A 14,809-nucleotide genomic window follows, 5' to 3' on the forward strand; every position below is an offset into this window, starting at 1 on the left:
GCCAGTGCCGGCGGGCGTCTCTTCTTCGTCGGACAGGTTAGCAAGACCGTGGAAAAGCGCAAACCGTGCGTTGCGGACGTTCGGCGCACGATCATCGGCAGGCGGCCTACAGGACGCCTATCGGGATCTTGAGATAGGAGGTGCCGTTGTCCTCGGGTTCCGGCAGCCGACCGCCGCGCATGTTCACCTGCAGTGCGTGCAGGATCAGCTTCGGCATCGGCAAGGTCGCGTCCCGTTCTGTACGGCGAGCGACATAGGTCGCCTCGTCGGGATCGTCGCGCAGGTGCTTGTTGCTGCGCTTCTGCTCCGCGACGGTCGATTCCCACGCCACGGGGCGCCCGCCTGGCATGTAGTCATGGCCGGTGAACAGGCGCGTCTCCTCGGGCAGCGCGAGGATCGCCTTGATCGACCGATAGAGCTGGGCGGCGTCGCCGCCGGGAAAATCGGCACGCGCCGTGCCGAAATCGGGCTGGAACAGCGTATCGTGGACGAACGCGGCATCGCCAATGACGTAGGTGATGGAGGCCAGCGTATGGCCGGGCGAAAACATCACGCGCGCCCCCGTGGTTCCAACACCAAACGTATCGCCGTCGGCAAACAGCCGATCCCACTGCGAGCCGTCGGCAGGAAAATCGGGCAAGTTGTAGAAGCCCTTCCAGAGCTTCTGCACGTCCGTCACATGGGAACCGATGGCGGTCGGCGCACCCAATTTCTCTTTCAGGTAGGCGGCCGCCGAAAAATGGTCGGCGTGCGGATGGGTATCGAGAATCCACTCCACTTCGAGCCCTTCCCGCTCGATTTCGTCGAGCATGGCATCGGCGAATTCGGTCGATACGCGCCCGGCCTTCTCGTCATAGTCCAGCACCGGATCGATGACGGCCGCCTTGCCGGTAGCGGAGTCCGAGACAATGTAGGCAACCGAGAAGGTCGGCTCGTGATAGAAGCCGACGACGTCAGGTGTTCCCGCCGATTTCTTGCGTTCCATGATTCCTCCAGACCGTTTTGCGAGACCGCCGCTGAGCTTTGCCCTGATCGATGCACGGGCGTCCCCGCCGTGCGCCATTTGGAATACTTCGGCATTGAGAAAGCCCAATTGCCCGTCTAATTCATGGCCGAACGGCGGCCGAGACACACGGCTCGACCCGAGCGCCGGATACGGTGGAACTCCTGGCGCCGATGCCGCTTCTCCATGTGAGAGCATAGTCTTTAGATCGATGAAAATAGACAACGGGATGAGCGGGAGTCACGATTGGCCGGGCGGGTGGCCGTCCGGAAGGCTGCCATGCCGAGTTGTCCGGGGACATGTCGCAAACCCGGTCGGCGTCATTGCGCAATCGTTGCCGACAATTGCCGGCTCGCTTGAAGGGTAGATGCCAATGAGGTTGGCGGCTCCACTGGCAGAGATCCTGCTGCTTGGCGCATGCATCACCGCACACGCGCCCGCCCTTGCGGGGGACACGATGGCCGCGGGTCGTGCCTCGGTCGTCAACGGCGATACGATCGAGATCGACGGCATCATTGTCCGCCTCCACGGAATTGACGCTCCGGAGGCGGGACAGAAATGCGGGAAGGCCGGCGGCGGAAGCTGGCCGTGCGGCAACCGCGCCACGGAAGTGCTCGAAGCGATGGCGGAGGACCGGGACGTCGAGTGCACGATCATCCGCAACGACGAAAACGAGCAAAAGTACGGCATCTGCTCGGCGGGTGACCTGGTGCTCAACAAGAGCATGGTCTCCGAAGGCTACGCCTGGGCAATTGCCGAAGGTGCCGATGACTATTCCCCCGCCGAAGCCGAGGCGCGAGCGGCGGGCCTCGGGATATGGCAAGGGGCGGCGATCGCCCCCTGGGACTACCGATCGGAACGGTGGGCGGCTGCCGCGCAAGGCGCGCCTGGTGGCTGCCCGATCAAGGGGGTAGTGGCCCGCGGCGAGCAAATCTATCACCCTCCCTGGTCACCCTGGTACGATCGGGTGAAGGTCAACGAATCGAAGGGCGGGAAATGGTTCTGTACGGAGCGCGAAGCGCTGGAGGCGGGCTGGCGGGCAGCCAGCTCCCGGTGACTCAGCCACACCGCTGGCCATAAACCTTTGAAAATGATCTTATTTTCCGCGCCGATCGGGTCCGGAACCGACGGGTTGACATGAATCCGAGCAGATGCCTACAAGCCTTACACGCGTATTGGGCAGACGATTGGCCATGCTCGCAAAAATAAGTCATAAAATCGCGTGCACCAGGACGGGCTGTTGATTGATCTTCACTGCCATATGCTGCCTGGGCTCGACGATGGCCCGACGGATATCGCCGTCTCTCTGGAAATGGCTCGGATTGCCACGGCGGACGGAATAACCATCTGCGCCTGTACGCCGCACATTTTGCCGGGGCTGTACGACAACAACGGACCGCAGATTCTGGCCGCCGTCAGCGAGTTCTCAAGAGCGTTGTGCGACGCCGGCATTCCCTTGCAGGTCGTTGCCGGGGCCGATGTCCATGCGGCGCCCGACCTGAGGACGGGTCTGAGATCGGAGCGGGTGCTGACCCTCAACGGTTCTCGCTATCTTTTGTTCGAACCGCCGCACCACGTCCTGCCGCCGCGATTCGAAGAGTTCACGTTCGGCGTCATCGCCGAGGGGTACTTCCCGATAATCACACATCCCGAACGGCTGACGTGGATCGATACGCACTACGACGTGCTCGTTCGATTGATCGAAGCCGGCGCATTGGCCCAGTTGACCGCCGGATCGCTAACCGGACACTTCGGCAAGCGAGCCCGGTACTGGTCCGAACGTATGCTCGACGAAGGTATGGCGCACATACTCGCCACAGACGCTCATGACGCGCACGGCCGGCCGCCGCGCCTGGCCGAGGCGAGGGACATTTCGGCGCGGCGCGTCGGTGAGGTCGAGGCGGGGAATCTGGTTCTGGCGCGTCCGCAGTGTGTGATTGCCAACGTGATGCCTTCGGGCTTGCCCCGGAACACGCCCAGGGAGAACATGCCTCGTCCCGCCTCGCGCAAATGGTTTCCGACATTCAATTGAGGCTACAGGGCTTGGCCCAACGGCAGAGTGGCAGATGTTTTCAAGATGCTGGTTAGGATTGATGCTCGGGATATTCCTGCTCCCGGGGTGCACGACGTCCGACCAGCAACCGCCGCAACTCGGCCTTGAGTCGACACAGCCCGCCGGCAACTCGGGCGGACGACGGGAAATGGCAGTGGATCAGCAGCTTCCGCAATCCAGCGTGAAGCTTCCGGACAATCTCAGCGCCCAGTTGAAAAAAGAGAACCCTGGCGCCGGGGAATATCGGATAGGCCCTCTGGACGAACTGGAGGTCTCCGTGTTTCAGGTGCCGGACCTCAGCAAGACTGCGCAGGTCAGCGCGACCGGCCAGATCTCCATGCCGTTGATCGGCGCCGTGGAGGCCGGTGGCAAGACGGTACCGGAGCTTGAGGCCCATATCGCCTCGAAACTGTCGGAGAAATATCTGCAGTCGCCTCAGGTCACGGTGTTCATCACCGAGTACAATAGCCAGCGGGTGACCGTTGACGGGGCGGTGATCAAGCCCGGGGTCTACCCGCTGTCAGGGCCCACGACCCTGTTGCAGACGGTCGCCGTGGCGGGTGGCCTGAACAGTGTGGCAGATCCGCAGAGCATCCTGGTATTCCGCACTGTCGGTGATCAGCGCAGCGCCGCGAAATTCGATCTTTCCGCCATACGAGACGGCAAGGCACCCGACCCGACACTTCAGGGCGGCGATGTGATCGTCGTCGACACCTCGGGCATACGCACGATTTGGGGAGGTGTGAAGGAAGTTATTCCCGTAGTTGGGGTGTTCACGTGGTTGTTGTAAGCTGCATCAGGGAATTCTCCTGATTTAGAATGTCTTGCGGCGATGAACGGCAGCGACAGCGAAGGCGAAAAACGGCCCGAAGTCGGCGGCAGCCCGCCGGATCCGGCAAGCGGCGCGCGCTCTCCCGGCAAGTCTGAGCCCGGCGCTTCGGAATGCGACGGGCACTCATCGCCTCCGGGCGAAGCCGGGATCCGCCGGTCCGGTGAGGCGGAAGAGCATGCCGCCTGGGACCACGACGCGACTGCAGGCCCAGAACATGGGAGCAGTGGCAGGGGCAACGGGCAGCAGGACGACTGGACCGAGGGTCCCGCCCGCCGCAACGGTGGAAACGGCGCACCTCGCGACGCCCGTCAGACGGAGGAGCCCGCCCTTCCCTCGCCGGTTGGCAAGAAGGCGCTGGTTCGCAGGGAAACTCTCCCGGACGCCTACGCACCGCAATCGGCCTACTTCGAACAGCCCGGCAGCGACATCGCCGCCGAGTTCCGCAAGTACCTGGGGATCCTGCTAAAACATCGCCTGCTGATAATCGGCGTAGTGTTCGTCGTCGTGACCGGGGGGCTGATCTACACCCTCCTTGTGACTCCGATCTACCGGGCGAGCACGACCATCCAGATCAGCCGTGAACTGCCCAAGATCATGAATGTCGAGGGAGTGCAGGCCATCGACGGGGCCCGCGACCTCGACTTTTACCAGACCCAGTTCGAAATCCTGAGAAGCCGGTCGATGGCGGAGCGCGTGGTCGCCGAGGGCAATCTCGCCGACGACACTGCCTTCCTGAAGACCGAGACCCCGTCGCCCTGGGCGAAACTGTTGCAGATTGTGTTCGGAGGCGCCGACGACTCTCCGATGCCGTCCCTGGAGGCGCGCAAAAACATGGCCACCTGGCGGGTCATCGCGGGGATGCGCATAGATCCCATACGTTCGTCGAGCCTCGTCCGGTTGAGCTTCGATAGCCCGGATCCCGCTGTCGCGCAGCGCGTCGTGAATGCAATCGCCGACGGCTACATCGCGGCGAATCTCGATCGGCGGTACGAGGCGTCGACCTATGCGCGGAAATTCCTGGAGGACCGCCTGAAAGAGACAAAACTGAAGCTGGAGGAGTCGGAAAAGGAGCTTGTTCGCTATGCCGGGAAGGAACAGATCGTAAATACCAGCGAAAGCCAGACGCTGGCGATGACCAATCTGTCCGCGGCAAACGATGCGCTCACCGAGATAAGCCGCGAACGGCTACGCAACGAACTCACGTGGCGGCAGCTGCAATCCAAGACGGATCTGGGGCTCTCGCCGATACTCGAGAGCGAGTCGCTCGAAGAAATGCGGCTCGAAAGAGCCGCGCTCGTCGCCGAGTATCAGAACAAGCTGAGCGTCTACAAGCCGGCTTTCCCCGAGATGCTCAAGCTGCAAGCGCAGATCGACGAACTCGCACGCCAGATCGACACCGAAGTGAGCCTGATCAAGGAATCCGCAAAGGCCCGCTACGAAGCCTCTGTGGAGCAGGAACAGGCCCTGCAACAACAGGTCGATGCCCTGAAGTCGGAAGTGCTGGATTTCCGCGACCGCAGCATCCAGTACACGATCCTCCAGCGGGAGGTGGATACGAATCGCGCCCTCTATGACGCACTCCTGCAGCGCTACAAGGAGATTGGCGTCGCAGGCGGTGTCGGCACAAACAATATTTCGGTTGTCGACTACGCGCAGTTGCCTGGCGCGCCGTACACGCCGAACATGCGATCGAACCTGATCAGGGCTCTGATGTTAGGACTGCTCTTCGGCGGAATGGCTGCGTTCGCCCGCGAGTATCTCGACGATACCTTCAAGTCTCCCGAAGACGTCGAAGACAACCTCGCCCTGCCGCTGCTCGGGGTCGTGCCCGCCACCGGCAGGCGCGACACGCCCATCGATCTTCTGGAGGACCCGCGGTCGGCCGTCTCCGAGGCGTTCCGCTCGCTGCGAACCGCGTTGCAGTTCTCCACGGCGTCGGGCGTGCCTCGGAGTCTCCTCGTCACCAGCTCGCGCGCATCGGAAGGAAAGAGCACCACGGCCTTCGTGCTGGCCCGGTACTTCGCGCACCTTGGAATGCGTGTGCTTCTTATCGACGCCGACCTGCGCAAGCCGACACTGCATCGGCACATGGAGAGCGAAGAGACCGCCGGCCTGACGAACTGCCTGGCGGGGTCCATGCGGCCGCCGGACGTGTTGCTCGAGACCGACCTGCCGACGCTGACCTTCATGCCATGCGGGCCGTTGCCGCCGAATCCTGCCGAACTCCTGGCAAGCCCGAAGATGCTTTCGCTGCTGTCAGTGGCATGCGAGAAGTACGAACTTGTGGTAATCGACGGCCCTCCGGTTGCGGGCCTTGCCGACGCCCCGCTGCTGGCGAGCATTGCGGAAGGCACATTGCTGGTGGTCGAAGCCAACGGCACGCGGCGCAGTGTCGCGAAGTCAGCGCTGAAGCGGCTGTATTTCGCCCGTGCTCAGATGCTCGGCGTCCTGCTCAACAAGTTCGACATAAAGCAGGCCGGCTACACCTACGGATACGGCTACGGATATGGGGATACCGCCTATTACGGATACGGCGTCGATCCCCAGGGCACTCTGCCGGACGCCCGGGAATCCTGAGCGATGGCTGCGGCCCGAGCCCTCTATGTCGCGCTGGATCTGGCCAGGGTACCGACCCTCGCCGGTCTGATCAGGGAACAGCCGCTCCCGCCCGGCATCCTGATGCTCATCAAGATCGGTGCCGGCTCGCAGGAAGCATTGGAAGATGCCGTCTGCTCGACAGGCGAATCCCCGGGGCGGATAAGGGAAGCCGCCGCGCTCTACCTGGAGCAGGTATTGCTTGCCGGCAACTCAGACAGCTATCGCACGCTGGGGGTAGAGCCTGACGCCTCCCAGGAGACACTGCGGGAGCACATGCGATGGCTGATGAAGTGGTTGCATCCAGACCGCAATCGCAGCGATTGGGAAGTGGTCTTCGCGGAACGCGTTATTGCCGCGTGGCAGGATCTGAAATCGCCGGAGCGGCGGGCCGCCTACGACCGATCGCTTCAGCTTGCTCCAAGGCCAAAGCCGGCGCGCCGGGTAAAGAGCCGGCCGGTGCCCCTGCGTCTTCCTTGGCGCATCGAACCGGTGGTTCGGGCCGATACCTCACGTCCCTGGTACCGGCGCATCCTGCTCACTGCCGCCGCGGCCGCGACCGTCGCAGCAGTACTGCTGCTGCCTTCTCCCAACCCGGAGCCGACCGCGACCGTGATGGCGGAGCAGGTTGGCAACCGGCAGCCCGGCGCCCGTGATCCGCAGACGAACGTCGGGCGCGCACCCACCTCTCCCGGCGACATCCAGACGGTGAGCACCGCCGGGCGTCCGCCGAAATGAGCCTTTCGCGGGCTTCCGACCTGCGGGCATCGCTGGGACTCGGCCCTGAACGGCGGCGACATCGCCACCGCCGCGGGACCAGCGACAACGACGGCGGATCGAAGTGGCAAATCCGGCCGTTGATCTTGCCAACCTTGCTGATCATCACGCTGGCGTGGACGGCCCGGCAGGTCATCGCCACCACCATGAGCGCGTCGCTGACCCGCTCTGCGCCCGATCGAGCGCTAGAATGGAACCCGCGCAATGCCGAAGCCATGGTCAGGCTCGCCGAAACGCGCTCGCCCGCAGCCGGCGCGGACGATGCGCATCTTGATGGCGTCGAATCGCTGGCGCGGCGCGCTCTGAGGGAGACCCCGCTGCAGGCCGCTGCCCTTCGCCAGTTGGCGCTCGTCGCCCAGGCGCGGAGCGAGAACGGGCGCGGCGTGGAACTGATGGATATCGTCGGGGAGCGGACCCTGCGCGATGCTCTGGCCCATGCGACACTTTTCGATGCGAGCATGGCGGACGGGAACCTGGACGCCGCCATCTTCCACATGGACGTATTGCTGCGCGCCAATCCGGAGCTGTGGGACGAGGTCAAACCTGCACTCTTTTACCTCGCCTCCCAACCCTCGGCTCGGGATCCCATTGTCGCGCTCCTGGGGGAGAACCCGCCATGGCGTTCAAGCTTCCTCCAGGAGTTTGCCCGCGGATCGCCGGACCCCGGTGCGGCATGGGCCATCCTACACGGACTGGCGCAGGGGCCGCGACCGCCATCCACGGACGAAATCCGGCTCTACTTCGACCGGCTGGTGAACGCCGGCCAGTACGAGCAAGCGTATTTCGACTGGCTGCGGTTGATCCCTCCCGACCGACGCCGACCGCTCGACTATCTGTACAATGGCGATTTCGAGTTCCAGTTCGACGGATCGCCGTTCGATTGGACGGTCATGCCGATAAGGGGAACAGAAACCTCCGTAGTTGCCGTTCAGGACGACGGCAAGGGCCAGGCGCTGCGTATCGAGTATGCCGGGACTCGTGTGCCCTATGAGCACGTGCGGAAGGTATTGATGCTGCCTCCCGGCAGATACCGCCTGTCCGGTCGGGTCAGAGCGCAGGACCTGCGCAACGAACGCGGCCTGTCGTGGCAAATATCCTGCGCAGGTGGCGACCGAGCGGATCTGCTGGAAACGGAACGCATCTCCGGGACCCGTCCGTGGTCCGGCTTCCAGGATACATTCGAGGTCCCGAAGACAGGTTGCCCTGTTCAGCGCCTGCGGCTGGATATTGCGGCGCGAATTGCGCCCGAACGGGAGATATCCGGAACGGTGTGGTACGACGCGATGCGAATCTCGCGGGCCGGGCCGACATCAACCGCAACTCAGCCCGCGGGATAGCCCGCAGCCCACCTACTCGCTTTAGCCGAGTGGACGGGCCGATCCGGCATTTCGCACGCGTCGTTGCCCCGTGTCTGCCGCCGGATCTTGCGCCGAGCGTCTAACCGGTGCCACGAGCAACCCGCAGGCAAAGGCAAGAAACGTCGTCATCGCCGTCGTGCGAAGGGGGTAGTCCGCCGCGGAATGGGCGAGCAGAAGCAGGATCGCGATCGAAGCGGCCCGCGCGAGAGCCCTGTCCACCGGGGCCATCGTCCCGGACCGTCCCCGCCACACCCCGATCGCGGCAACAGAATACCAGGCCAGAAATGCGACCGCGACGAGCATAGCGGGCACGCCGCCCTCCAGCCACAGCTCAGCCCAGTCGTTGTGCGCGTGATTGACATAGGCGCTCAACACCACCTCTGGCCTGTCGAACATCTGGTAGACGGCCTCGAAGGTACCGAAGCCGGTACCGAATGGTGCGAAGGCACGCCCCGCCTGCAATGTGATCTCGGTCATCCGGAGGCGAAGTTCGCCCATCCCCGCGCCGACGTCGAACCGCGACAGGATCCGCTCCAGGGCGAACTGCACGATCAGGATCGTCCCCAGCAACGCGCCGACCAGGATCGTCAGCCATCCCCGACGGGTAGAGCCGTCTCGTCCGGAACCGGCCAGGAGCGCGCTCGCCACGATCGCCGCCAACGCGAGTACCAGGCCGGCGCGGGAGCGGGCCATGCCAAGGCCGATCAGGAGGACGACAAGGATCAGCACGCAGGCGATCACCGCCGGCGTGCGCTCGGACCGGCCTTCGTGCAACACGGCAAACATCCAGGCGGCGACGAAGGCGATCAGCGAATAGAGGAAAGCGGCATGGTGATTGCGGTTGGCGAAGAAGCCGACGCTGTCGGTCGGATTGGTGATGGGATAGAAACGCAGCGGGCTCCCGGACCCGCCCGCGATCTGCGCGAGGCCGAGCACCACCGCCACGAATCCGACGGCAATCACGAGGACGCTGAGCCGCCGACGGGCATCGTAGTTCAGGGAGAGCGTCGCAAGGAAGATCGCAACCGCAGGCAACAGTGACAGCTCGGCACGCCACGTCGCCGCGCCATCGAGGCTGAGCGGCAGCCAGGGCGGCTCCATGCCGGCCACCCGATATGCCGCGGCGAATTGCTCGCGCCCCGGAAGCGCCGACCAGAGGTCGGGCGGAAGCGGCACCAGTTGAACGAGGGGAAGGAGAAGAACGGCCGCCAGGATGCCCAGCGGCCAGCGCGTCTGCACAGGGAGGCTGCGGTGCGATATCCGCCATACGGCAACGCCGATAAGTGGCAGGCTGGCGAGTTGCACTAGGGCGTCGGACCAGAGGCCCTGCCGTGTCCCCCCGCCGAGCACGAGCGACAGAGCCAGAAGCGTCGCGGTCGGAATCCACAGTGGAGACGGCCACGATCCGAGATACAGGAGTGCCTTTCGGCCGCCGTGTGGCGCCTTGCGCCCTGCAGGTGCCGCAAGACCACTCACGTTACCGGATATTGCTCCAGACGGGAGCCCTCACGGGCTGATAGGTACGACCGGCGTATCGCTACTGCTTTGTGATTCGGCAATGGCCGCTACGGCGGCGGCGACCGCAACGACGCCTATGCCGACGGCAGCAACAGTTCCTGCCCCGATCCCGCCGGCCACTCCTCCTGCCGCAGTGCCGGCAGCAGCCGAGCCAGATGCGGACCCGCTGGTGAGCACTTCCTCGACCGCAGCCGCAGTCATGGGCGTTGTCGAATAGTAGACGCAGCCGCCTTCGGCGAGGATCGTAAGTGACGTGCGCGCAGGAAGTTCGCTGGAGCAGGTGGCTCCCATCGTGACGGTCGCCTTGCCATCGTCGGCGACGATGACGCGATCGCCCGGCAACAAGCTGACCTGATCCTCACTGACAAGTGTGAAGCCGCTGTCCACCGACGTCATCACGTCGCCGGAAATCTGGCTGAGGGTCGCAACGGGAACGCCGGCCGCGGGATCGTAGGGAACACCGCAGGTCAGGTTCTGTTCGGCAACGGGAGCGCATTGTTGCGCTGCAGCCCCGCCCGCCGCACCGGCCCATGCCAGCAGGGCGATGAAGATCTTGCGATGCATCAGGTGTCTCCCCATGGGGAAGGACATTACACGTTTTGACCACGACGCGCAACGACAGGCCCGTACAATCAAGGCGATTGCGGCGGCCTGCCATCGCTGCGCCGGATCATCGCCCCTCGCCTGCGAGGCGTCGACCGTCAGGCCTTGACGACACGGTCCGACCGGATCCCGAGCCGTGCGAAGATATTGCGCGTGTCCACGATCAGCCGCGACGTTCGCGCGATCAGGTTGTAGTCCACGTCATCGTGGTCGGTTGCCAGCAGCACCGCGTCGTAACCCGACAGTTCATCGGCGGTAAGCGGAACCGACGGCATGCCGGCGTAACGGCCATGTTCGCGGGTTGGCGGGACGACCGGTACATGGGGGTCGTGATAGCCGATGCTCGCGCCTCGCGATTCGAGAATTTCGAGCAGCTTGAAGGACGGGCTCTCCCGGACGTCGGCAACGTTCTTCTTGTAGGACAGGCCGAGCAGAAGGATACGGGACGAACTCAGCGATTTTGAAAGACGGCGATCGAGCGCCTCCTCGAGACGTCCCACGACGTAGCGCGGCATGGCGATGTTGATCTCGCCGGCAAGTTCGATGAATCGCGTCGAGATCTCGAATTCGCGTGATTTCCATGTGAGGTAGAACGGGTCTATGGGGATGCAGTGTCCGCCCAGGCCCGGCCCGGGATAGAAGGGCATGTAGCCGAACGGTTTGGTCTTGGCGGCCTCGATGACCTCCCACACGTCGATGCCCATGCGCTCGAATACCATCTTCAGCTCGTTGACGAGCGCAATGTTGACCGCCCGGAACACGTTCTCGGTGATCTTCACCGCTTCGGCGACGTCGAGGGTGGAAACCGGCACGACCTTGTCGACCACCGCCCCATAGAAGGCTTCCATGGCTTCCGCTGCCCCGGGCCCATCGCCCGCGACGATCTTGGGGATGCTCGCAGTGGCAAAGTCGCGATTGCCTGGATCCTCGCGTTCGGGAGAAAAGCCGAGAAAGAAATCGACGCCCGAGCGCAATCCGGTCTCCTCCAGGATCGGTTTCAGCACTTCGCGGGTCGTTCCCGGATAGGTCGTCGATTCGAGGACGACGAGTTGCCCGTCCCGCAGGTGGCGGGCAATCGTCCGGGTCGAAGCCTCGACGAACGACAGGTCGGGTTCGCGGTACCGCGTCAATGGCGTCGGCACGCAGATCACGATCACGTCGCACTCCGCGAGCCCGGCAAAGTCGTCGGTGGCCCGTAGCCGTCCGGACTCGACCAACGCCTTCAAATCGGGTCCGGATACCGCGTCGATGTAGGATTCGCCCCGGGCGAGCCGTGGCGGCTTCTCCGCATCGACGTCGAATCCGATGGTCCGGAAGCCGGCCCGCCCGACGGCGACCGCCAGCGGCAGCCCGACATAGCCAAGCCCGATCACCCCGGCGACCGCGGTTCGGTCGGCGATCCGCCTGACGATGGAATTGCCTTCCTGTGTGGTCACTGCGGCCATGGAAGAAGGGATCTCACGGGTTCAGAACTGGAAGTAGACGAACTGATGCGTCTGGCGGAGAAACAGCAGGCAGCCCGCAATAACCACAGTGTAGAAGCCCGTGTAAACGACTGTCGCGACGACGGGGTGGTGACCGAGCCGGGTAACGAGTCCGTAGCGGATTGGGCGCGCAAGCAACACCGCACCAAGCATGAGCGCAGCCACGAGATAGCTGTCTGGCGCCAGGGTGAGGCCCCCATATGCTCGCGGATCAACCAGCTTGACCCACATCGCCATGGCATGGGCGCCACCTTGGGCCCGGAATGGTATCCATGCCGCCATCACCAGAGCGGTCGTGACCGCCCAACCGAGAACTCCCACGAGGCGTGCGGAGGAATTCGGCAGGACTGCCGATATCAAGCGATATGCGTGCACGAGCACGGCGTGATAGAGCCCCCAGACGACGAATGTCCAAGCCGCCCCGTGCCAGAGGCCCATGAGCGCCCACGTGCCATAGAGCGAGAAAGTCCGCGCGGAACGTCCCGTCCCGTTCTGGTTTTCGGCGACGTCCCAGCCGCCGGCGCTCGATGTCCGGGAGCCTCGTAAAATGGGCAGATAGACATAGTCGCGTATCCATGTCGAAAGCGAGATGTGCCACCGCTGCCAGAATTCTCGCGGCGAGGTCGCCGTATAGGGATAGTTGAAGTTCTCGGGCAATCGGATTCCCAGCAGGCTGGCGGCGCCGATCGCGATGTGGGAGTAGCCCGCGAAATCGAAGTAGATCTGGAAGCCGAACAGGAAGGCTAGAGTCCAGACGTCGAAGCCGGTCAGACCGCCGGGGTCCCTGGAATAGCCGGTGTCGACAATTCCGGCGATTTGATCCGCCAGGACCACCTTCAGGAACAGTCCCATCAGTATGCGGCGGATGCCGTCGGAGAGGAACTGCAAGTTGCAACGACGAGGCTCGGAGAACTGAGGGATGAGGTCGCCTGCCCGCAAAATCGGCCCGGCGACAAGCTGCGGGAAGAACGTGACGAAGCACAGATACCTGAGCAGATCGCGTTCGACGGGGTAGCTCCCACGATAAACATCGATCGTGTAGCTCATCGTCTGGAAGATATAGAAGCTGATCCCCAGCGGCAGGATGATGTTGAGATCGAGAGACGAGAATTCGTAGCCGATCAGGCTCGCGATCGATCCCGCTGAGTCCGCGAAGAAGAGCAGGTACTTGAATACGGCGAGTACGCCGAGATTGATGCATATGCTGACGACCAGCAGAGCCCGCCTGCTCGACCCGGATCGACGATCCAGGGCCAGGGCAAGCAGGTAGTCCGCCATGGCGCTGAAGAGCAGCAGCGGAATGAAGTCGAAGCGCCAGAAGCCGTAGAACAGCAGGCTGGAAGCGAGGATAATGTAAAGCCGCGCCCGGATGGGGAGAAGCCAGTAGACGACCACGACAATGGCCAGAAACAGGATGAATGTCAGTGAGTTGAAAAGCATCCATGGTCACTGTTCGCCAACGCCATCTCCAGTGCTTCGGCAAGGCGCCGCTGACCCTCCGCCGTGAAATGCATGAAGTCGTAGTCTTCGAAGCCGAAAACGCTGTCGCGCACCATTCCCCATTCCGGTCCCGCGACCACTGTATCGAGTTGCGCGAACTGCGCCTCATATTCCGACGCCAGTCTGGCGGCATCGGCCTTCAGCCGCGCATACTGCTCCGGATGGTAGGGACCGGCGATATCCGCGCGGTAAGGCGGGATGTAGAGAAAGACGTCGACGCCCATGGCCCGTGCATCCCTGAGGAGCGACTCGAGGACGGCCAGTTTCTCGCGATAGGCGTTTTCGGCAACAACTCGCTGTGTCTGGGCATTGATGCCGAAGATGCGGTTTCGCAGCAGGTAAAGCGCATATGAGGCGACACCTCGCAGTTGGTCTCGGGCAGCCCACGCAGGCCAGTAGGTTGCGACCTCCCTATCCAGCCAGGCCTCGGTGAGCGCCTGCAGCGTCTCCTCCTTACTGTCCGAGCGGTCCGTCGTCGCGTCGCGGTTTTCGTCCAGGAACGGCCCGAATGACGACCCGCGGAGTGGCAGTGCGGCATCGCCAAGAAGCGCGCTTACAGACTGCCTGACGCCCTGTTCCCGGAAGTCGTCGAGAACGACGGGCAGAATGAGCAGCCGGACGTCATAGGTGTCCGCCAGGGCATGAAAGGCGATCGCGTGCTCCAGCAGGTTCGCATTCGGCTGGCTGTAGGCGACGAGATATGCACCGCAGGATCTGAACCAGTCGTGCAGGATCTCCGTAGCCAGGCGATCTCCGGGACGATACCTGTTTATGGCGTGAAGCTGCGAATTTCCCAGCCAAAGGACACCCGGACCGGGATCACGCAAGTAGGCCTCTTCACAAAGATGCCCGTCGCGCGCGTCCTGGCAATGGACCCGCCCTTCCGGCGCCGTGCCGAAAATGCTGACGGTTTCCGTGCCGAGCGCTGCGTCCTCCAGCCGGAAGAGGATCGTGTCCCGAGCAATCTCCAGTAGGGCGACCGACAGGAGGAGACCGAGGAAAATGCCGGCGATCTCCGGCCGGGCCACGTAAACGGGTCGAATCCTCGCCTCAGGGGCGGCGCTCTTCGGTGACGAAGCCGACGCG

11 protein-coding genes and 1 pseudogene are annotated in these 14,809 nt (G+C 63.6%); 6 read left to right on the forward strand and 6 right to left on the reverse strand.

Annotation, left to right across the window (positions count from 1 at the left end; translation table 11 throughout):
• Nucleotides 1–106: 106 nt before the first annotated feature.
• Nucleotides 107–1,144, reverse strand: a pseudogene (locus V3328_RS15035) (MBL fold metallo-hydrolase); the annotation flags it as partial.
• A gap of 238 nt (nt 1,145–1,382) precedes the next feature.
• Between V3328_RS15035 and V3328_RS15040 the strand changes: the two are divergent.
• The 6 genes from V3328_RS15040 (at nt 1,383) to V3328_RS15065 (ending at nt 8,597) form a co-directional block, all read left to right on the forward strand.
• On the forward strand, nt 1,383–2,060 hold the full coding sequence (locus V3328_RS15040; RefSeq protein WP_340330507.1) for a thermonuclease family protein: 678 nt from the start codon (nt 1,383–1,385) through the stop codon (nt 2,058–2,060).
• A 183-nt stretch (nt 2,061–2,243) separates the two neighbouring features.
• Nucleotides 2,244–3,035: a tyrosine-protein phosphatase gene (locus V3328_RS15045; RefSeq protein WP_340330508.1), complete on the forward strand. Its 792-nt coding sequence runs from the start codon at nt 2,244–2,246 to the stop codon at nt 3,033–3,035.
• Between the two features lie 169 nt (nt 3,036–3,204).
• Nucleotides 3,205–3,846: a polysaccharide biosynthesis/export family protein gene (locus V3328_RS15050; protein WP_340330509.1), complete on the forward strand. Its 642-nt coding sequence runs from the start codon at nt 3,205–3,207 to the stop codon at nt 3,844–3,846.
• 42 nt (nt 3,847–3,888) lie between these two features.
• A complete protein-coding gene (locus V3328_RS15055; protein WP_340330510.1) occupies nt 3,889–6,465 on the forward strand; it encodes a polysaccharide biosynthesis tyrosine autokinase in 2,577 nt (858 codons plus the stop codon).
• Between the two features lie 3 nt (nt 6,466–6,468).
• Entirely contained in the window at nt 6,469–7,221 is a 753-nt protein-coding gene (locus V3328_RS15060) for a J domain-containing protein (RefSeq protein WP_340330511.1), read from the forward strand.
• A complete protein-coding gene (locus tag V3328_RS15065; RefSeq protein WP_340330512.1) occupies nt 7,218–8,597 on the forward strand; it encodes a tetratricopeptide repeat protein in 1,380 nt (459 codons plus the stop codon). Before V3328_RS15060 ends, V3328_RS15065 begins: the two co-directional genes overlap by 4 nt.
• 21 nt (nt 8,598–8,618) lie before the next feature.
• Here V3328_RS15065 and V3328_RS15070 read toward each other — a convergent pair whose 3' ends face one another.
• From V3328_RS15070 to V3328_RS15090, 5 genes are all read right to left on the reverse strand, one after another.
• Nucleotides 8,619–9,923 carry an O-antigen ligase family protein gene (locus V3328_RS15070; protein WP_340330513.1) on the reverse strand — a complete coding sequence of 435 codons (1,305 nt, stop codon included), beginning with the start codon at nt 9,921–9,923 and terminating at the stop codon, nt 8,619–8,621.
• A 201-nt stretch (nt 9,924–10,124) separates the two neighbouring features.
• Nucleotides 10,125–10,700 (reverse strand): hypothetical protein, encoded by a 576-nt coding sequence (locus tag V3328_RS15075; protein ID WP_340330514.1) that lies wholly within the window; start codon nt 10,698–10,700, stop codon nt 10,125–10,127.
• Between the two features lie 137 nt (nt 10,701–10,837).
• Nucleotides 10,838–12,184, reverse strand: coding sequence for a nucleotide sugar dehydrogenase (locus tag V3328_RS15080; protein WP_340330515.1), 1,347 nt, complete (start codon nt 12,182–12,184; stop codon nt 10,838–10,840).
• A gap of 21 nt (nt 12,185–12,205) precedes the next feature.
• A complete protein-coding gene (locus tag V3328_RS15085; protein ID WP_340330516.1) occupies nt 12,206–13,663 on the reverse strand; it encodes an MBOAT family O-acyltransferase in 1,458 nt (485 codons plus the stop codon).
• Nucleotides 13,645–14,751 (reverse strand): hypothetical protein, encoded by a 1,107-nt coding sequence (locus tag V3328_RS15090; protein ID WP_340330517.1) that lies wholly within the window; start codon nt 14,749–14,751, stop codon nt 13,645–13,647. Before V3328_RS15090 ends, V3328_RS15085 begins: the two co-directional genes overlap by 19 nt.
• Nucleotides 14,752–14,809 lie beyond the last annotated feature (58 nt).

Origin of the sequence: Microbaculum marinum, assembly GCF_037855135.1 — a bacterium.
GTDB classification, from domain to species: domain Bacteria; phylum Pseudomonadota; class Alphaproteobacteria; order Rhizobiales; family Tepidamorphaceae; genus Microbaculum; species Microbaculum marinum.